This window comes from Streptomyces sp. NPDC052109 (genome assembly GCF_040680195.1).
Lineage (GTDB): Bacteria > Actinomycetota > Actinomycetes > Streptomycetales > Streptomycetaceae > Streptomyces.
In genome coordinates this window covers 55,519-73,809 of record NZ_JBFAWF010000009.1, presented here as the reverse complement: position 1 = coordinate 73,809, position 18,291 = coordinate 55,519, and the positions used below count along the sequence as shown (strand labels likewise).

Annotated in this window: 17 protein-coding genes; 10 read left to right on the top strand and 7 right to left on the bottom strand. The window is 70.4% G+C overall.

Annotated features, from left to right (window positions below; translation table 11 throughout):
• Positions 1-26: 26 nt before the first annotated feature.
• The 4 genes from AB0L59_RS20020 to AB0L59_RS20005 all read left to right on the top strand — a co-directional run bounded on the left by AB0L59_RS20020 (position 27) and on the right by AB0L59_RS20005 (position 6,789).
• Positions 27-704, top strand: a complete 678-nt coding sequence (locus AB0L59_RS20020) for a spermidine synthase (RefSeq protein WP_365585252.1) — start codon at positions 27-29, stop codon at positions 702-704.
• 113 nt (positions 705-817) lie between these two features.
• Positions 818-1,558 (top strand): response regulator transcription factor, encoded by a 741-nt coding sequence (locus tag AB0L59_RS20015; RefSeq protein ID WP_362118775.1) that lies wholly within the window; start codon positions 818-820, stop codon positions 1,556-1,558.
• A complete protein-coding gene (locus tag AB0L59_RS20010) occupies positions 1,555-2,670 on the top strand; it encodes an ATP-binding protein (protein WP_365585247.1) in 1,116 nt (371 codons plus the stop codon). The genes AB0L59_RS20015 and AB0L59_RS20010 overlap by 4 nt, the downstream gene beginning before the upstream one ends.
• A 303-nt stretch (positions 2,671-2,973) precedes the next feature.
• Complete coding sequence (locus AB0L59_RS20005; RefSeq protein WP_365585244.1) at positions 2,974-6,789, top strand: multifunctional oxoglutarate decarboxylase/oxoglutarate dehydrogenase thiamine pyrophosphate-binding subunit/dihydrolipoyllysine-residue succinyltransferase subunit; 3,816 nt, start codon at positions 2,974-2,976, stop codon at positions 6,787-6,789.
• A 366-nt stretch (positions 6,790-7,155) separates the two neighbouring features.
• Here the strand turns inward: AB0L59_RS20005 and AB0L59_RS20000 are convergent, their stop codons facing one another.
• Positions 7,156-7,335, bottom strand: coding sequence for a DUF6104 family protein (locus AB0L59_RS20000; protein WP_003992906.1), 180 nt, complete (start codon positions 7,333-7,335; stop codon positions 7,156-7,158).
• A gap of 305 nt (positions 7,336-7,640) precedes the next feature.
• On the opposite strand from AB0L59_RS20000, the gene AB0L59_RS19995 reads away from it, so the two are divergent.
• Entirely contained in the window at positions 7,641-8,618 is a 978-nt protein-coding gene (locus AB0L59_RS19995; RefSeq protein WP_365585242.1) for a DUF4097 family beta strand repeat-containing protein, read from the top strand.
• 1 nt (position 8,619) lies between these two features.
• A complete protein-coding gene (locus AB0L59_RS19990; RefSeq protein WP_365585239.1) occupies positions 8,620-9,663 on the top strand; it encodes a helix-turn-helix transcriptional regulator in 1,044 nt (347 codons plus the stop codon).
• Positions 9,664-9,703: 40 nt separating this feature from the next.
• Here AB0L59_RS19990 and AB0L59_RS19985 read toward each other — a convergent pair whose 3' ends face one another.
• From AB0L59_RS19985 to AB0L59_RS19970, 4 genes are all read right to left on the bottom strand, one after another.
• Complete coding sequence (locus AB0L59_RS19985) at positions 9,704-10,270, bottom strand: Clp protease N-terminal domain-containing protein (RefSeq protein ID WP_365585236.1); 567 nt, start codon at positions 10,268-10,270, stop codon at positions 9,704-9,706.
• The gene (locus AB0L59_RS19980) at positions 10,270-10,479 is read right to left on the bottom strand and encodes an HTH domain-containing protein (protein ID WP_018571396.1); all 210 of its coding nucleotides are present in this window, start codon (positions 10,477-10,479) and stop codon (positions 10,270-10,272) included. The genes AB0L59_RS19985 and AB0L59_RS19980 overlap by 1 nt, the downstream gene beginning before the upstream one ends.
• A gap of 112 nt (positions 10,480-10,591) precedes the next feature.
• Positions 10,592-11,557: a zinc-binding dehydrogenase gene (locus AB0L59_RS19975; protein WP_365585233.1), complete on the bottom strand. Its 966-nt coding sequence runs from the start codon at positions 11,555-11,557 to the stop codon at positions 10,592-10,594.
• A gap of 197 nt (positions 11,558-11,754) precedes the next feature.
• The gene (locus AB0L59_RS19970) at positions 11,755-12,978 is read right to left on the bottom strand and encodes an NADP-dependent malic enzyme (RefSeq protein WP_365585230.1); all 1,224 of its coding nucleotides are present in this window, start codon (positions 12,976-12,978) and stop codon (positions 11,755-11,757) included.
• Positions 12,979-13,532: 554 nt separating this feature from the next.
• Between AB0L59_RS19970 and AB0L59_RS19965 the strand changes: the two genes are divergently transcribed.
• Genes AB0L59_RS19965 through AB0L59_RS19955 form a run of 3 tightly spaced genes read left to right on the top strand, consistent with a single transcriptional unit; the run spans position 13,533 to position 16,275 of the window.
• On the top strand, positions 13,533-14,489 hold the full coding sequence (locus tag AB0L59_RS19965) for an ABC transporter substrate-binding protein (protein ID WP_365585228.1): 957 nt from the start codon (positions 13,533-13,535) through the stop codon (positions 14,487-14,489).
• Between the two features lie 38 nt (positions 14,490-14,527).
• A complete protein-coding gene (locus AB0L59_RS19960) occupies positions 14,528-15,472 on the top strand; it encodes an amino acid ABC transporter permease (RefSeq protein WP_365585227.1) in 945 nt (314 codons plus the stop codon).
• A 50-nt stretch (positions 15,473-15,522) separates the two neighbouring features.
• Positions 15,523-16,275 carry an amino acid ABC transporter ATP-binding protein gene (locus AB0L59_RS19955; RefSeq protein WP_365585672.1) on the top strand — a complete coding sequence of 251 codons (753 nt, stop codon included), beginning with the start codon at positions 15,523-15,525 and terminating at the stop codon, positions 16,273-16,275.
• Between the two features lie 154 nt (positions 16,276-16,429).
• Here the strand turns inward: AB0L59_RS19955 and AB0L59_RS19950 are convergent, their stop codons facing one another.
• Entirely contained in the window at positions 16,430-17,188 is a 759-nt protein-coding gene (locus tag AB0L59_RS19950; protein WP_365585226.1) for a class I SAM-dependent methyltransferase, read from the bottom strand.
• Between the two features lie 100 nt (positions 17,189-17,288).
• Here AB0L59_RS19950 and AB0L59_RS19945 point away from each other — a divergent pair, with 100 nt between their 5' ends.
• On the top strand, positions 17,289-17,918 hold the full coding sequence (locus AB0L59_RS19945; RefSeq protein WP_365585223.1) for a CGNR zinc finger domain-containing protein: 630 nt from the start codon (positions 17,289-17,291) through the stop codon (positions 17,916-17,918).
• Here AB0L59_RS19945 and sodX read toward each other — a convergent pair.
• Positions 17,822-18,256 carry a nickel-type superoxide dismutase maturation protease gene (sodX, locus tag AB0L59_RS19940; protein ID WP_365585669.1) on the bottom strand — a complete coding sequence of 145 codons (435 nt, stop codon included), beginning with the start codon at positions 18,254-18,256 and terminating at the stop codon, positions 17,822-17,824. The genes AB0L59_RS19945 and sodX overlap by 97 nt on opposite strands.
• Positions 18,257-18,291 lie beyond the last annotated feature (35 nt).

Here is an 18,291-nt window from a genome sequence, read left to right as displayed (position 1 = left end):
CAGGCGCGTTCGAGCAGGATGGGGGCATGACTGCCGTGTACGACTCTCCCGTGGTCCTCGACCGGCGCGACGGCCCGTACGGCGAGGTGGTCCTGCGCCGGCACGGAGCCCTGCTCCAGATCATCGCCAACGGCTGCTTCCTCATGGACACCTCCGACGGCCGCTCGGAGCGACTGCTGGTCGACGCCGCGCACGCGGCGCTGGACGGGCGGCCGCGGCCGAAAGTGCTGATCGGAGGGCTGGGCGTGGGGTTCTCACTCGCACATGCCGCGGCGGATCCCCGGTGGGGACGGATCACCGTGGTCGAGCGGGAGCCCGCCGTCATCGACTGGCACCGGGACGGGCCGCTCGCCGAGGTCTCCGCGGGTGCGCTCGGCGATCCGCGCACCGAGGTCGTGGAGGACGATCTCGTGGCTTTCGTCAATGAGACATCCGCCACGTTCGACGCGCTCTGCCTGGACATCGACAACGGCCCCGGCTGGACGGTCACGGACGGCAACCACGGCCTCTACTCACCGGCCGGACTGGCCGCCTGCGCAAGGGTGTTGACCCCCGGCGGGGTGCTCGCCGTATGGTCCGCCGAACCCTCTCCGGAATTTGAAGGTAGTTTGCGGAATGCCGGGTTCCAGCAGGTGCGTACCGAAGAGGTGCCGGTTGCCCGGGGCGTTCCGGACGCCGTGCACCTCGCCGTCCGACCTGGATAGCGACAGCACGGTCGATCCCCGTAGGGTGCTGCCCTGACGCGGATCATTCAAGCGTCAATCGCAGACATGGGATCACCCCACGGGTTCCGGAAAGCAACAAGCAGGGGCGGGCGATGGAGCAGACACACACCTCCCAGAGCGGCGCGGCGACGACCACCCCGGGCGCACAGCGCCGGGTGCTGGTCGTCGAGGACGACCCCACGATCGTCGACGCCATCGCGGCCCGGCTGCGCGCCGAGGGATTTCTCGTACAGACCGCGACGGACGGCCCGGCCGCCGTCGACACGGCCGAGGCCTGGCAGCCCGACCTGCTGATCCTCGACATCATGCTGCCGGGCTTCGACGGCCTCGAGGTGTGCCGGCGGGTGCAGGCGCAGCGGCCGGTGCCGGTACTGATGCTGACCGCGCGCGACGACGAGACGGACATGCTGGTCGGTCTCGGGGTCGGCGCGGACGACTACATGACCAAGCCGTTCTCCATGCGGGAGCTGGCCGCGCGGGTGCACGTGCTGCTGCGCCGGGTGGAGCGGGCGGCACTGGCCGCGACCACGCCGCGCTCCGGCATCCTGCGCCTCGGTGAGCTGGAGATCGACCACGCCCAGCGCCGGGTGCGGGTGAAGTCCGAGGACGTCCACCTCACGCCCACCGAGTTCGACCTGCTGGTGTGCCTGGCGAACACCCCGCGCGCGGTGCTCTCCCGGGAGCAGCTGCTGGCCGAGGTCTGGGACTGGGCCGACGCCTCGGGCACCCGTACCGTCGACAGCCACATCAAGGCGCTGCGCCGGAAGATCGGCGCCGAGCGGATCCGTACCGTGCACGGCGTCGGGTACGCGCTGGAGACGCCCACCCCATGACCGGCGACGGGCGCGAGGCCGCACGGAGGAGCCCCGAGGAGGATCCCTGGGGCGGCGTACGCCCGTTCTCGATCAAGACCAAGCTGGGTGCGCTGGTCGTCATCTCGGTGCTGATCACCACCGGTCTGTCGGTGATCGCGGTGCACACCAAGACCGAGCTGCGCTTCATCACGGTCTTCTCGATGATCGCCACACTGCTGATCACGCAGTTCGTGGCGCATTCGCTGACCATGCCGCTGGACGAGATGAACGCGGTGGCGCGGTCGATCTCCCAGGGCAACTACACCCGCCGGGTGAGCGACGGCCGCCGCGACGAGCTGGGCGACCTGGCCCAGACGATCAACGTCATGGCGGACGAGCTGGAGGCCCAGGACCGCCAGCGCAAGGAGCTGGTGGCGAACGTCTCGCACGAGCTGCGCACGCCGATCGCAGGACTGCGCGCGGTGCTGGAGAACATCGTCGACGGGGTCACCGAGGCCGACCCCGAGACCATGCGCACGGCCCTGAAGCAGACCGAGCGGCTCGGCCGGCTGGTGGAGACCCTGCTGGACCTGTCCCGGCTCGACAACGGCGTCGTACCGCTGAAGACGCGCCGCTTCGAGGTGTGGCCGTACCTGTCGGGCGTGCTGAAGGAGGCCAACATGGTCGCCTCGGCGCGCGCGGGCATCGCCTCCGGCTCCGGGAGCCACACGCGCACGGACGTCCATCTGCACCTGGACGTCTCCCCGCCGGAGCTGACCGCGCACGCCGATCCCGAGCGCATCCACCAGGTCGTCGCCAACCTGATCGACAACGCGGTCAAGCACAGCCCCCCGCACGGCCGGGTGACGGTGAGGGCGCGGCGCGGGCCGCGGCCGGAGTCGCTGGAGCTGGAGGTCCTGGACGAGGGCCCCGGCATCCCCAGGTCGGAGTGGCACCGGGTGTTCGAGCGGTTCAACCGGGGCGCGGTGACCCGGCCGCACGGCCCCGGCAGCGACGGCGGCACGGGCCTCGGTCTCGCGATCGCCCGCTGGGCGGTGGATCTGCACGGCGGCCGGATCGGTGTGGCCGAATCCGAGCGGGGCTGCCGGATCATCGTCACCCTTCCGGGACTGTCTTCCGTCCCAAGTTGACGTAAAGTTCGAACCGGAAGCACAAGATCCACGAGCGTCCGCGCCGTAGTCGCGCAGCTGGACACGTGTGATCAGGAGCAGGCCCGCGCGATCCGCTGCAGAACGGCGCGGCGGGCCGGAGCCGGTGCACCCCGCCACATCTGGAACCACGCTTGTTTCCCGCCATATCAAGCCCTGAAACAAGATTTTCGATGTGACTTACGCGACGATGACCTTGCTCGACCTGACCTTCCCGGCCGTGGAGGCGTAGCCTTTATTCCCGCTGTCCATCACCTTGTGAAGCGGAAGAGGGCGGTTGCCGCCGTGTCGCCACAGTCCCCCAGTAACCCGAGCGTCTCCACCGACGACCAAGCCGGGAAGAACCCCGCTGCCGCGTTCGGTCCGAACGAGTGGCTCGTCGACGAGATCTATCAGCAGTACCTCCAGGACCCGAATTCGGTAGACCGCGCCTGGTGGGACTTCTTCGCCGATTACAAGCCGGGTGCACCTGCCACCCCGGCTGCGGCGGGTACTGCGGCCGCGGGGGCCGCAGCCACCAGCACGGCCCCGCAGGCCCAGCCCGCGGCTCCGGCCCCGCAGGCCGCCGCCCCGGCACCCCCGGCCGCCCCGAAGCCCGCTGCGGCTCCGGCTCCGGCTCCCGCGGCGAAGGCCGCGGCCCCCGCCCCGGCCAAGCCGGCGCAGCCCGCACAGGCGCCCGCTCAGCCGAAGCCCGCGGCCGCGAAGCCCGCCCCGGCCGCCGAGGCCCCCGAGGGCCCGGAGCTGGTCACGCTGCGCGGTCCGGCCGCCGCCGTCGCGAAGAACATGAACGCCTCGCTGGAGCTGCCGACCGCCACGTCGGTCCGCGCGGTCCCGGTGAAGCTGCTCTTCGACAACCGGATCGTCATCAACAACCACCTGAAGCGCGCCCGGGGCGGGAAGATCTCCTTCACCCACCTCATCGGGTACGCGATGGTGCAGGCCATCAAGGCCATGCCGTCGATGAACCACTCGTTCGGCGAGAAGGACGGCAAGCCGACCCTCATCAAGCCGGCCCACGTCAACCTCGGCCTGGCCATCGACCTGGTGAAGCCCAACGGCGACCGCCAGCTGGTCGTCGCGGCCATCAAGAAGGCAGAGACGCTGAACTTCTTCGAGTTCTGGCAGGCCTACGAGGACATCGTCCGCCGCGCCCGTGACGGCAAGCTGACGATGGACGACTTCACCGGTGTCACGGTCTCCCTGACCAACCCCGGGGGCCTCGGCACGGTCCACTCCGTCCCGCGTCTGATGCCCGGGCAGTCCGTGATCATGGGCGTCGGCTCCATGGACTACCCGGCGGAGTTCCAGGGCACCAGCCAGGACACCCTGAACAAGCTCGGCATCTCGAAGGTCATGACGCTCACGTCGACCTACGACCACCGGGTGATCCAGGGCGCCGCCTCCGGCGAGTTCCTGCGCCAGGTCGCGAACCTGCTGCTGGGCGAGAACGGCTTCTACGACGACATCTTCGAGGCCCTGCGCATCCCCTACGAGCCGGTCCGCTGGCTCAAGGACATCGACGCCAGCCACGACGACGACGTCACCAAGGCCGCCCGCGTCTTCGAGCTGATCCACTCCTACCGGGTCCGCGGCCACGTCATGGCGGACACCGACCCGCTGGAGTACAAGCAGCGCAAGCACCCCGACCTGGACATCACCGAGCACGGGCTCACGCTGTGGGACCTGGAGCGCGACTTCGCGGTCGGCGGCTTCGCCGGCAAGTCGATGATGAAGCTGCGCGACATCCTCGGCGTGCTGCGCGACTCGTACTGCCGCACCACCGGCATCGAGTTCATGCACATCCAGGACCCCAAGCAGCGCAAGTGGATCCAGGACCGCGTGGAGCGCCCGCACGCCAAGATGGAGCGCGAGGAGCAGCTGCGGATCCTGCGCCGGCTGAACGCCGCGGAGGCCTTCGAGACCTTCCTGCAGACGAAGTACGTCGGCCAGAAGCGCTTCTCGCTGGAGGGCGGCGAGTCCGTCATCCCGCTGCTCGACGCGGTGATCGACTCCGCCGCCGAGTCGCGGCTCGACGAGGTCGTCATCGGCATGGCCCACCGCGGCCGCCTGAACGTCCTCGCCAACATCGTCGGCAAGTCGTACGCGCAGATCTTCCGCGAGTTCGAGGGCAACCTCGACCCGAAGTCCATGCACGGCTCCGGCGACGTGAAGTACCACCTGGGCGCCGAGGGCACCTTCACGGGCCTCGACGGCGAGCAGATCAAGGTCTCGCTGGCCGCCAACCCGTCCCACCTGGAGACGGTCGACCCGGTCATCGAGGGCATCGCCCGCGCCAAGCAGGACATCATCAACAAGGGCGGCACGGACTTCACGGTCCTGCCGGTCGCGCTGCACGGCGACGCGGCCTTCGCGGGCCAGGGCGTGGTGGCCGAGACCCTGAACATGTCCCAGCTGCGCGGCTACCGCACCGGCGGCACGGTCCACATCGTCATCAACAACCAGGTCGGCTTCACCGCGGCCCCCGAGTCCTCGCGTTCCTCCATGTACGCGACGGACGTGGCCCGCATGATCGAGGCCCCGATCTTCCACGTGAACGGCGACGACCCCGAGGCCGTCGTGCGCGTTGCCCGTCTGGCCTTCGAGTTCCGCCAGGCGTTCAACAAGGACGTGGTGATCGACCTCATCTGCTACCGCCGCCGCGGTCACAACGAGTCGGACAACCCGGCCTTCACCCAGCCGCTGATGTACGACCTGATCGACAAGAAGCGCTCGGTGCGCAAGCTCTACACCGAGTCCCTGATCGGTCGCGGCGACATCACCCTGGAAGAGGCCGAGCAGGCCCTGCAGGACTACCAGGGCCAGCTGGAGAAGGTCTTCACCGAGGTCCGCGAGGCCGTCACGGCCCAGCCAGGCACCGTCCCGGTGTCGGACCCGCGGGCGGAGTTCCCGGTCGCCGTGAACACCGCGATCTCCTCGGAGGTCGTCAAGCGGATCGCCGAGTCCCAGGTGAACATCCCCGACACCTTCCACGTGCACCCGCGCCTGCTGCCGCAGCTGCAGCGCCGGGCGACGATGGTCGAGGACGGGACGATCGACTGGGGCATGGGCGAGACCCTCGCGGTCGGCTCCCTCCTGCTGGAGGGCACCCCGGTCCGGCTGTCCGGCCAGGACTCCCAGCGCGGCACCTTCGGCCAGCGCCACGCGGTCCTCATCGACCGCGAGACGGGCGAGGAGTACACCCCGCTGCAGTACCTCGCCGAGGAGCAGGCGCGCTACAACGTCTACAACTCCCTGCTGTCCGAGTACGCGGTCATGGGCTTCGAGTACGGCTACTCGCTGGCCCGCCCCGACGCGCTCGTGATGTGGGAGGCGCAGTTCGGCGACTTCGTCAACGGCGCGCAGACGGTGGTCGACGAGTACATCTCGGCGGCCGAGCAGAAGTGGGGCCAGACCTCCGGCGTCACCCTGCTCCTGCCGCACGGCTACGAGGGCCAGGGCCCGGACCACTCCTCGGCCCGTGTCGAGCGGTTCCTCCAGCTCTGCGCCCAGAACAACATGACGGTCGCGATGCCGACCCTGCCGTCGAACTACTTCCACCTCCTGCGGTGGCAGGTGCACAACCCGCACCACAAGCCGCTGGTGGTCTTCACCCCGAAGTCGATGCTGCGCCTGAAGGCCGCCGCGTCGAAGACGGAGGAGTTCACGTCGGGTCAGTTCCGTCCCGTCATCGGGGACGCGACCGCGGACCCGGCCGCGGTCCGCAGGGTCGTCTTCGTGGCCGGCAAGCTGTACTACGACCTGGAGGCCGAGCGGGTCAAGCGCGGCATCACGGACACGGCGATCATCCGCATCGAGCGTCTGTACCCGCTGCCGGGTGCCGAGCTCCAGGCGGAGATCAAGAAGTACCCGAACGCCGAGAAGTACCTGTGGGCGCAGGAGGAGCCGGCGAACCAGGGTGCCTGGCCGTTCATCGCGCTCAACCTGATCGACCACCTGGACCTCGCGGTCGGCGCGGACGTCCCGCACGGCGAGCGGCTGCGGCGCATCTCGCGCCCGCACTCCTCGTCCCCGGCGGTGGGCTCCGCCAAGCGTCACCAGGCCGAGCAGGAGCAGCTGGTGCGTGAGGTTTTCGAGGCGTAGGCCTTGAACACAAGGGCCCGGTGCCGAGTTCCCACTCGGCACCGGGCCCTTCGCCCACCCCCTACGCGCGCGTGGCCGGCAGCGCGGCGCGAGGACATGCGGCGACCGTCGACGGTCGCCTCTGCGCCATCTCCTGGAGCCCGCGCCTGGTGGAGAAGACGGGTGAGACGCTGTCCGCCGCGGTGCCGGCACAGCGGGCCGGCCGAGCGGGCAGGCGTCCGGAGGGACACGCGCCACCGGGCTCCCACCGGCACCAGAGCGTGACGACGGCACGGGACGCGGGATTCCACCTGCACACCCACCAGGCACCATGCCCGACGTGGATCGCTGAGCCGGTCAGAGAGCGGCTGATACCCCGGTCGGCACCTACTCGTCGTCCTCGTCGTCCAGCCGCGCCAGCCAGGTCGCCAGCCGCTCCACCGGCACCTCGAAGTCCGGGTTGAGATCGACGAACGTCCGCAGCTGCTCGGCGAGCCACTCGAAGGTGACCTCCTCCTCGCCGCGCCGCTTCTCCAGCTCCTCGATGCCACGGTCGGTGAAGTACAACTCTCACTCCTGATGGGACGGACCTATTCCTCCAGGGTAGGGCGTATCCGGGGGACGGCGGCGCGCGAGGGCGCGTCGTACCGAGGTGCGGGAGCGCCCCCGGGCGGACCCGACGGGCTGCGGCGCGGACGGGGCGGGAAGGTGTGGGCGACTCGGTCGTGGCCCATCCGCCTCCCCCGTCTTCGGTCCGCACTTCGGGGCGCGCTCACACGAAAGGGCGTCTTGACTTCCACCGTCCGCGATATATCGTGTTTCACAGAGGACGCGATATGGCGTGTCGCGGCCGAGTCCCGAGGAGGTCCTCCATGCCCGAGTGGTCCGTCACCGAGGCCCAGAAGCTGACTTTCGACACTCGCGTGAGCGACCTCAAGGTCCGCATCGTCAACGGAACGGTGAACGTGGTGGGCACGGACGAGGGTTCCGCCCGGCTCGAAGTATCCGAGATCGAAGGCCCACCCCTGGTGGTCACCCAGCAGGGCGACACGCTCACGGTGGCTTACGAGGACCTGCCCTGGAAGGGCTTCCTCAAGTGGCTGGACCGCAAGGGCTGGCAGCGCAGCGCCGTGGTCTCCCTGGCGGTTCCCGCCGACACGCGCGTGGAGGTGGGCGTGGTCGGCGCCGGCGCGGTCGTCTCCGGCATCCGCGGCACCGCGGTGGTCAAGGGGGTGACCGGCGACACCACGCTGGTCGGCGTCGCGGGCCCGGTCCACGCGGACACCGTGTCGGGGAACGTGGAAGCCCAGGCGGTCACCGGGGACCTGCGGTTCAAGTCGGTCTCGGGAGACCTGACGGTGGTCGAGGGCTCCGGACGCTCCGTCCGCGCCGACTCCGTCAGCGGCTCCATGATCGTCGACCTGGACCCGGACGGCCCCACGGACGTCAGCCTCACCAGTGTCTCCGGCGAGATCGCCATCCGCCTGCCCCACCCGGCGGACGCCGAGGTGGAGGCGAACACCGCGAGCGGCACGATCTCCAACGCCTTCGACGGACTGCGGGTGCACGGCCAGTGGGGCGCCCACAAGATCACCGGCCGCCTCGGCGCGGGCACGGGCAGGCTCCGGGCCACCACGGTCTCCGGCTCGATCGCCCTGCTGCGCCGCCCGTCGCGCGAGGACGAGGCGGACACCCCGTGGGGTGCCAAGCCCACCGAGCCGCCACGGAACCCCGGCACCGCCCCCGCCGCCGACGCCCCGGCCGCCCCGGGGGACAATTCCGTCTCCGGACAGGGCGCCGACGCCACCGACGCCCCGGCCGACGGCACGACCGACAAGAAGGTGCTCTGACATGCCCCCCGTCTTCGCCCACGGGCGCCTCCGCCTGTATCTGCTCAAGCTGCTCGACGAGGCCCCGCGCCACGGCTACGAGGTGATCAGGCTCCTCGAGGAACGCTTCCAGGGGCTGTACGCCCCCTCGGCCGGCACGGTCTATCCCCGGCTGGCCAAGCTGGAGGCCGAGGGCCTGGTCACGCACACCACCGAGGGCGGCCGCAAGGTGTACGCCATCACGGACGCCGGCCGTGCCGAACTGGCCGACCGGAGCGGCGAGTTGGCCGACCTCGAGCTGGAGATCCGTGAGTCCGTCGCGGAACTGGCCGCCGAGATAAGGGCCGATGTATGTGGCGCGGCCGGCGACCTGCGCCGCGAGATGCGCGCGGCGGCGACCGAGGCCCGCCGGAGCACGAAGACGGGCGCGGCGGGTCCCTCCGGGGAGTCCGGCGACCTCACCGACAAGGAGTCCTGGCGGGCCGCCAAGGAGGAGATGCGCCGGGTCAGGCAGGAGTGGAAGGAGCAGGCCCGCCGGGCCAAGGACGAGAGCCGCCGGGCCCGCGAGGAGGCCCAGCGGGCCCGCCACCAGGCCCAGGAGGCGCAGGCGCGGGCGCGGGCCCAGGCGCAGGAGGAGATGCAGCGCATCGCCCGCCAGGTCCAGGACCGCGTCCAGGACCACTTCAGCCACGGAGACTGGCCGACGGGCGTTCGCGAGGGGCTGTCCGAACTGGCCAGGGAACTGGGCGACTTCGGCAAGAACTGGACCTCTTCCCGCCCGTCCGAGGGACCGGCGCCCCATCCCGCCACCCCGCCCACCGCGGCCCCGGACTACGTCTCGCCCACCGAGGACTTCCCGGCCGAGTACGAACCTTCCTGGGCGCACGAGGACTTCACCGGCGAGCCGACTCGCGACCTTGACCGCCTCCTGGACCGCTTCCGTGACGACATCCGCGACGCGGCCCGCGACCACGGAGTCACCACCACCCAGCTCCGGGAGGCCCGCCGTCACCTGTCGACGGCGGCGGCCCACATCGGCGCGCTCCTGCGCACGCCGAAGGCCTGACCCCGGAGGGCGGCGAGCGGGGCGCAGGCCGGCCGGTGTCTCAGCCGGCCTGCGCCCGTCCCGCGCCGTACAGCACGCGCGTCACCGACGTGTACGTCGCTCCGTGATCCGCCAGCACCTCACCCGCCACCCCGGGCAGGACGGTCAGCGCGAGCAGAATGTGCTCGTCGCCGATGTGCCGGTCGCGGCGGGCCACGGCGATCCGCAGCGCCTTCTGCAGGACCTCCTTGGCGTCGCGGCCGAAGCCCGGCGCCCGTCCCGATCGCCGGCGCCGGTCCTCCGGGCCTGTGGCCATCGCGCCGACGCCGTGCGCCTCCTCGACCCGGGCGACGATCTCCGAGACGTCGATCCCCAGCCCCGCCAGCGCGTCCGAGTCGGCCCGCGACAGCCCGCCGTGCCGCCGGGCCTCGCCGAGCGCGCCCCGCACGGAGGCCTTGCGTCCCGCGAGCCCGAGCGCGGTCAGGGTGAAGGAGGCCCGGCCGGCCTCGCGGTCGAGCAAGGCGAGCAGCATGTGCTCGGCGGCGACGGCCCGTCCCTCCGCGCGTTGGCAGTGGCCGACCGCGCCCTTCACGACCTCGCGGGCGTCCCTGGTGAAGCGTTCGAACATCACTGCCTCCCGTACTTCTTGTGCACGGCCTGCCTGCTGACACCGAGCTCCGCGGCGATCTCCTGCCACGACCAGCCCTGATTGCGCGCGCTGCGCACCTGTACCGCCTCCAGCTGCTCCAGCAGCCTGCGCAGCGCCGCCACGGCCCGCAGGCCGACCCGCGGATCACGGTCGCCGGCGCGCTCGGCGAGATCGGTTGCCTCGGTCATGATGTCAATCTAGGTTGACATGCCCCTGCATGTCAACCACAGTTGACACCCGCGGCATAAAAGGGCGGGCCCGGACACCCGGACCCGCCCGCCGGCCGCTCCCCGAGGAGTCTCAGGAGTTGGTGAGCACGATCTTCCCGAACTGCTCGCCGGCCGCGAGCCGTTCGAAGCCCTCACGGGCCCGGTCCAGCGGCAGCTCCTCGTCGATGACGGGCCGTACGCCGGTCGCGGCGCAGAAGGAGAGCAGGTCCTCCAGCTCGTCCTTGGTGCCCATCGTGGAGCCGACGACCCTCAGTTCGAGGAAGAAGATCCGGGTCAGCTCGGCGTGCGAGGGCCGGTCCCCGCTGGTGGCACCGGAGATGACGATCGTCCCACCGGGCCGCAGGGACTTCACCGAGTGGGACCAGGTCGCGGCGCCCACGGTCTCGATGACGGCGTCCACCCGCTGCGGCAGGCGCGCACCGGACTCCAGCGCCTCCACGGCCCCCAGTTCCAGGGCCCGCTTCCGCTTCGCCTCGTCCCGGCTGGTGGCGAAGACGCGGAGCCCCGCCGCCTTGCCGAGCACGATCGCGGCCGTGGCCACGCCGCCGCCCGCGCCCTGCACGAGGACCGAGTCACCGGGCCGCACCCCGGCGTTGGTGAACAGCATCCGGTACGCCGTCAGCCAGGCCGTCGGCAGACACGCGGCCTCGGCGAAGGACAGCTCCTTGGGCTTGGGCAGGACGTTCCAGGCCGGCACGGCGACCTGCTCGGCGAAGGTGCCCTGGTAGCGCTCGGTGAGGATGGAGCGCGGCTCGTCAGGGCCGACGCCGTGGCCGGTCTGGCCGATGACGGAGTGCAGGACGACCTCGTTGCCGTCCTCGTCGATACCGGCGGCGTCGCAGCCGAGGATCATCGGCAGCCGGTCCTCCGGGAGGCCGACGCCCCGCAGGGACCAGAGGTCGTGGTGGTTGAGGGAAGCGGCCCGCACCGTGACGGTGCTCCAGCCGGGCCGGGCCTCGGGAGCCGGACGCTCCCCCAACTCCAGGCCGGTGAGCGGCTGGTCGCGGTCGATTCGGGCGGCGTAGACAGCGAACATGCAGCCGACGATAGGGGCGCTGACCAGCCGGCGGAACCAGGCAGCCCTGTGACACATGCCCTCTTGCGCAGGGACACCCATGCGGCGCAGGCCGGCACCCACACCGTCACGGGCGCCTCGTGCGACACCCGAGAGGTGCGGGCGAGCGGGAAAGAAAATGGCCCCGCCCACACGGACGGGACCATTTCCACGCGACGTCAGCGACGAGCGACACCCTCGGCCCGAGCCGCGGCGGCCACCGCCGCCGTGACCGCCGGAGCGACCCGCTCATCGAACGGCGAGGGAATCACGTAGTCGGCGGCAAGGTCGTCCCCCACCACCGCGGCCAGCGCCTCCGCCGCAGCGATCTTCATCCCCTCGGTGATGCGAGAGGCCCGCACCTGCAGCGCGCCCGCGAAGATGCCCGGGAACGCCAGCACGTTGTTGATCTGGTTCGGGAAGTCCGACCGCCCGGTCGCGACGACCGCCGCGTACTTGTGCGCGACGTCCGGGTGCACCTCGGGGTTCGGGTTGGCCATCGCGAACACGAAGGCGCCCTCGGCCATGGAGGCGACGGCCTCCTCCGGGACCGTACCGCCGGAGACGCCGATGAAGACGTCCGCGCCCGCGAGGGCGTCCTCCAGCGAGCCGGTGATGCCGGCCTTGTTGGTGAAGCCCGCGAGCTCCCGCTTGACCGGGGTCAGGTCCTCCCGGCCGGCCGAGACGACGCCCTTGCGGTCCGCCACCGCCACGTCCCCGATGCCGGCCTCGACCAGCATCTTGGCGATGGCGACACCGGCCGCGCCGGCACCCGAGATGACGGCCCGCAGCTGCCCGATCTCCCGCCCGCTGAGCCGCGCCGCGTTCCGCAGCGCCGCGAGCGTCACGACGGCCGTACCGTGCTGGTCGTCGTGGAAGACCGGGATGTCCAGGCGCTCCTGCAGCCGGCGCTCGATCTCGAAGCACCGGGGCGCCGAGATGTCCTCCAGGTTCACTCCGCCGAAGGACGGGGCGAGCCGGACGACGGTCTCGACGATGTCGTCCACGTCGGTGCAGTCGAGCGCGATCGGGACCGCGTCGACGCCGCCGAACTGCTTGAAGAGGATCGCCTTGCCCTCCATCACGGGGAGGGAGGCCTGGGGACCGATGTCCCCGAGTCCGAGCACGGCCGTACCGTCCGTCACGACGGCGACCACCGAGGACTTCCACGTGTAGTCGTTGACCAGCTCCGGCTGTTCCGCGATCGCGGTGCACACGCGCGCGACGCCGGGCGTGTACGCGAGGGAAAGGTCGTCCTTGTCGCGGACCGGCACGGTGGCCTGCACGGCCATCTTGCCGCCGCGGTGCAGCGCGAACGCCGGATCGAAGGAATCGAGGGGCTCGGCCCCGCCGTCCTGATCCGTATTGCTGTCGCTGCGAGGATTGACGATCTCCGCTGCCACTTTGTTGTACCCCTTAGGTATGCATGGTTTGAGGGTCGACCACTCCTGGTGAGGGGTGGGCGGGCACCGCGTACCGCCCGATTGCTGATACGTACGGGCCGTACGCGACGGGCGCGCCGCACACGCGCCCTGAGCCCCGGATGAGGGGTGTAAAGAACCTTCTTACCGGACGGACAGTGCCCAGGACGAGTCCATTAGGTGCAAGGTCACACCGCGGAACCGGAAACCCGCACGGAGATGACGCGCGGCTGACAAGCGCGCGGAGCGCGCGAAGGCGCTGGCAGGCGGACGCAGGCGCTGACCGCATCGTGAGATGCGCCGTGGATTTTCCGGCCGGAAGGCTGGGTTCCCGCAGATGGTTCGGTGGCGAAGGACCAAGGATGTGCCGACCTGACGCGGTTCGGGGGTCACCCGTTATGCGATTTTGACATAGCGGCGCCCCTGGATGGCGTAGTCCGAATGGCAAGATGCCGTAAACCCACGAGGTCGCGACACCCGAAGGTGTGTGTTCTCGCTGACCCATCGGCACCTTCCCATCCGCCGGAGGAACCACGATGACCGCAAGCTCCACCCGTCGTACGACCGCCATACGCTCCCGTCTGGCAGCGGCCGGTGCGATAGCGGTCGCGGGCGCCCTGCTGCTCACCGGCTGCGGTGACCAGACCAAGGACAAGAGCAACGGCTCCGGCGCCTCCGTCAGCAGCGCCCCGCTGGCCGACAAGCTCCCCAAGGAGATCAGGGACAAGGGCAAGATCGAGGTGGGTTCGGACATCGCGTACGCCCCGGTGGAGTTCAAGGACTCCACCGGCAAGGCCGTCGGTCTGGACCCGGACCTCGCCGCGGCCATGGGCAAGCAGCTCGGCGTGACGCTGGACTTCCAGAACGGCACGTTCGACGGCCTGCTGACCGGGCTGCGCTCGGGCCGTTACGACATCGCGATGTCGGCCATGACGGACAACAAGAACCGTCAGGAGGGCATCGACCCGGACACGAACAAGAAGGTCGGCGAGGGCGTCGACTTCGTGGACTACCTGACCGCCGGTGTCTCGATCTACACCCGCAAGGGCGACACCCAGGGCATCAACGGCTGGTCGGACCTGTGCGGCAAGAAGATCGCCGTCGAGCGCGGCACCGTCTCGAACGACCTGGCCAAGCAGGAGGCCAAGAAGTGTCCGGGCGGCAAGAAGCTCACCATCGAGCCCTTCGACGACGACCAGCAGTCCCAGACCCGGCTGCGCTCGGGTGGTGTGGACGCCGCCTCCTCCGACTTCCCCGTCGCCGCGTACGCGGTGAAGACCTCCGGCGGCGGCAAGGACTTCCAGATCGTCGGCCAGCAGGTCGAGGCGGCCCCGTACGGCATCGCCGTGGCCAAGAAGGACACCCAGCTGCGTGACGCGCTGCAGGCCGCGATGAACGCGATCATCAAGAGCGGCGAGTACGCGAAGATCCTCCAGAAGTGGGGCGCCCAGGACGGCGCCGTCCAGGAGTCCGTGATCAACGGCGGCAAGTGACCCGCGCGGGCAGCAGCGGCCACTGAGAGGCAACACCCGTGACTGACATCGACAAGACGGCCGGGGACAGCGCCGGGGGGAACCCCGCTGCCCCGGCCGGCCCGGAGGCCATCAGGGCCATCCCGGTACGGCACTACGGGCGATACGTTACGGCGGTCATCGCCATCGCGCTCCTCGTCGCGATCGTCTACGCCTTCAGCCAGGGCGACATCAACTGGCAGGCGGTGCCGGACTACTTCTTCGACCACCGGATCCTGACCGGCGTCTACAAGACGCTCATGCTGACCGTCCTGTCGATGCTGATCGGCATCGCCGGCGGCATCGTGCTGGCGGTCATGCGGCTGTCGAAGAACCCGGTGACCTCCTCGATCGCCTGGTTCTACATCTGGTTCTTCCGTGGCACCCCGGTCCTGGTCCAGCTGTTCCTGTGGTTCAACCTGGGTCTGGTCTTCCACTACATCAACCTGATGCCGTTCTACAAGGACTACTGGTCGAACTTCATGACGCCGCTGCTGACGGCGCTGCTCGGCCTGGGTCTGAACGAGGCGGCGTACATGGCCGAGATCTGCCGGGCGGGCCTGCTCGCGGTGGACGAGGGCCAGACCGAGGCGGCCCACGCGCTCGGCATGAGCCACGGCAGGACCCTGCGCCGGGTGATCATCCCGCAGGCGATGCGGGTGATCGTGCCGCCGACGGGCAACGAGGTCATCAACATGCTGAAGACGACCTCGCTGGTGGCGGCCGTCCAGTTCCCCGAGCTGTTCCGCTACGCCCAGGACATCGGCCAGAACTCCGGTGCCCCGGTGGAGATGTACTTCCTCGCCGCTGCCTGGTACCTGATCATGACGTCCGTCCTGAGCGTGGGCCAGTACTACATCGAGCGGTACTACGCGCGCGGTTCCAGCCGCAGCCTCCCGCCGACCCCGTGGCAGAAGGTCAGGTCCCACCTGACGACCTTCTCGAGCAGGAAGGTCACGGCATGACCGACAAGCTGAGCAAGGCGCAGGACACCCCGCCCGGGGGTTCGGTGCCGATGGTCAAGGCGCAGGGCGTCCACAAGTCCTTCGGCCATGTCGAGGTGCTCAGGGGCATCGACCTGGAGGTGAAGCCGGGCGAGGTGTTCTGCCTGATCGGCCCCTCCGGCTCCGGCAAGTCCACCTTCCTGCGGTGCATCAACCACCTGGAGAAGATCAACGCGGGCCGGCTGTACGTCGACGGCGAGCTGGTCGGCTACCGCCAGCAGGGCGACAAGCTGTACGAGCTGCGCGACCGCGAGGTCGCCTTGAAGCGCCGGGACATCGGCATGGTCTTCCAGCGCTTCAACCTGTTCCCGCACATGACGGCGCTGGAGAACGTCATGGAGGCGCCGGTGCAGGTCAAGGGCATCGGCAGGACGCAGGCCCGGGAGCGGGCCGGGCAGCTGCTGGAGCGCGTGGGCCTGGCCGACCGGGCCGGGCACTACCCCTCGCAGCTCTCCGGCGGCCAGCAGCAGCGGGTGGCGATCGCCCGGGCCCTGGCGATGGACCCGAAGCTGATGCTGTTCGACGAGCCGACCTCGGCCCTGGACCCGGAGCTGGTCGGTGACGTCCTTGACGTCATGCGGGACCTCGCCGAGTCCGGCATGACCATGATCGTCGTCACCCATGAGATGGGATTCGCCCGCGAGGTGGGCGACAGCCTGGTGTTCATGGACGAGGGCGTGGTGGTCGAGTCGGGCCATCCGCGCGATGTCCTGACGAACCCTCAGCACGAGCGGACCCAGTCGTTCCTGTCGAAGGTTCTCTGAGCGCGCGAGAGGGGGGCGGTGCGAGGTCCTCGCACCGCCCCTTTCGCGTGCCGCGCCGCGGCGGCAGCTGGGCTTTCAGCGCGAGTTCGCGCGGCTGCGCCCGGCTCGGCGGGAGTGGGCCCCGAGGACGGCCTTGACGCGTGTCGTCCGCCGGCTATTTCAGGGCGAGCAGCAGTGTGTCCGAGGGCGAGCACCACACCGGCCGGGCCTCGCCGAAGCCCTTCTCGCGCAGCACGCGCGCGTGCCACGCCGCCGACGGCATGTCCCCGTCGGCGTGCTCGCCGTAGATCTCGAAGCGGCGCGCCGTCGGCTCGGCGAGGGCCGGGTCCTTGGCGGCGACCTGCCACCATTCGGCCCAGTCCAGGGCGCCCTCCCGCTTGGCCTGATCCATGCGCGCGTGCCGCTGTGCGCGCTCGGCCGCGTTGATCCGGGGCGTACTCTCGTCGATCATGTGGTCCGCGTTCATGAAGACACCACCGTCGCGGACGAGCTCCGCGACCTGACCGTAGAGGGCCGCGAGGGGTTCGCTGTGCAGCCAGTGCAGGGCCGTGGCGGTCAGGACGGCGTCGTAGGAGTCGTACGGCAGCCGCGCCGCCCAGTCGGGGTCCTTGAGGTCGGCGGTGACGAAGGAGACGCGGTCGTCGCCCTCGAAGGTGCCGCGCGCGATGGCGAGCAGGGCCGGGTCGAGGTCGACGCCGGTGCTGGTGGCCTCGGGGAAGCGCCGCAGCAGCCGGTCGGTGATGCTGCCGGTGCCGCAGGCGAGGTCGAGGACGCGCGGGGCCGTGCCCACGAGCGCCTCGACCAGGTCGAGCATGATCCGGAACCGCTCCTCGCGGTCCGGCATGTACCACTCCTGCTGCCGGTCCCAGCTCTCCTGCCAGGCCGCCCAGTCCGTTCCGGTACTCGTCGTCACGGGATCCCGTCTCCCCTCGCCATGCGTAATACCCTGGAAGCACGACCGGCTGTTACCCGACCGCAGACACGACCATAAAGCGCCCTCGTAAGGACTACAAGTGGAACTGGCCTATTACTCGGATTACGCCGTACGTCTCGTCAACAGCGAGGAGCCGGCGCGAGGGAAGGACTCCCTGACCTCGGTCGAGGCCGTCCGCGACCTCTTCGGCGCCAACTCGACCGCGGCCCGCAGGGCCACCGACGCCGACGTCACGCGTTTCCGCTCGGTACGGGCGAGGCTGCGCGCGGTCTTCGAAGCCGCCGACAAGGGTGACGAAACCCTCGCGGTGGACCTCCTGAACTCACTCCTGCTGGAGTTCCCGGTGTCGCCGCAGATCTCCGGCCACGACCACCGGGACGAGGACGGCCGCCCCCTGTGGCACATGCACCTGGCCGACCACCCCTCCAACACCACCGCCGGGTACGCCGCCATCGCGGCGATGGGCCTGGCCTTCCACCTCACCGAGTACGGCGTCGACCGCCTGGGCCTGTGCGAGGCCGTCCCCTGCCGCAACGCCTACCTCGACACCTCCACCAACCGCTCCCGGCGCTACTGCTCCGACCGCTGCGCCACCCGCGCCAACGTGGCCGCCTACCGGGCCCGCAAACGCCTGGAGGCCGACCGGTCGGGCAGCAGCGGCCTGGCGGCCGAGAGCGCCCAGCGCACCACCGCCAGCGGGGAGCGCTGACCCACCGGGAACGGCCGGTACCGCACATGCGCCCGGCCGAGAATGAGCTCATCGGGTACGACCCCGTAGTCCGTGCTGTCCCCGCCCGCGTAGGGGTTGTCCCCGAGCACCCACCAGCCGCCCTCGCGCCGCTCCACGGCCCGCTTGACGACGAGCAGGTCCTGCTGGAACGGATGACGCAGGACGACGACGTCCCCCGGCCTGACCGAGGCCCCGTACTGCACCAGCAGCCGGTCCCCGTGAAGGAGGGTGGGCACCATGGACGGGCCGGTCACCTCGGCCAGTCCGAACGGCGCCACGGCCCTCCCCCGCTCGGTCTCCTGCGACAGCTCCGGCATCCCCGGCACCTCCCCGGTCCGTTCCTCCACCAGTC

Bases quoted from the DNA above. Each gene is read 5' to 3' on its own strand.
- AB0L59_RS19965 (WP_365585228.1), top strand. From the start codon at position 13,533: ATGACCGCAAGCTCCACCCGTCGTACGACCGCCATACGCTCCCGTCTG.
- AB0L59_RS19980 (WP_018571396.1), bottom strand. From the start codon at position 10,479: ATGACCGAGGCAACCGATCTCGCCGAGCGCGCCGGCGACCGTGATCCG.
- AB0L59_RS20010 (WP_365585247.1), top strand. From the start codon at position 1,555: ATGACCGGCGACGGGCGCGAGGCCGCACGGAGGAGCCCCGAGGAGGAT.
- AB0L59_RS19985 (WP_365585236.1), bottom strand. From the start codon at position 10,270: ATGTTCGAACGCTTCACCAGGGACGCCCGCGAGGTCGTGAAGGGCGCG.
- AB0L59_RS19975 (WP_365585233.1), bottom strand. From the start codon at position 11,557: ATGTTCGCTGTCTACGCCGCCCGAATCGACCGCGACCAGCCGCTCACC.
- AB0L59_RS20020 (WP_365585252.1), top strand. From the start codon at position 27: ATGACTGCCGTGTACGACTCTCCCGTGGTCCTCGACCGGCGCGACGGC.
- AB0L59_RS19955 (WP_365585672.1), top strand. From the start codon at position 15,523: ATGGTCAAGGCGCAGGGCGTCCACAAGTCCTTCGGCCATGTCGAGGTG.
- AB0L59_RS20015 (WP_362118775.1), top strand. From the start codon at position 818: ATGGAGCAGACACACACCTCCCAGAGCGGCGCGGCGACGACCACCCCG.
- AB0L59_RS19995 (WP_365585242.1), top strand. From the start codon at position 7,641: ATGCCCGAGTGGTCCGTCACCGAGGCCCAGAAGCTGACTTTCGACACT.
- AB0L59_RS19990 (WP_365585239.1), top strand. From the start codon at position 8,620: ATGCCCCCCGTCTTCGCCCACGGGCGCCTCCGCCTGTATCTGCTCAAG.
- sodX (WP_365585669.1), bottom strand. From the start codon at position 18,256: ATGCCGGAGCTGTCGCAGGAGACCGAGCGGGGGAGGGCCGTGGCGCCG.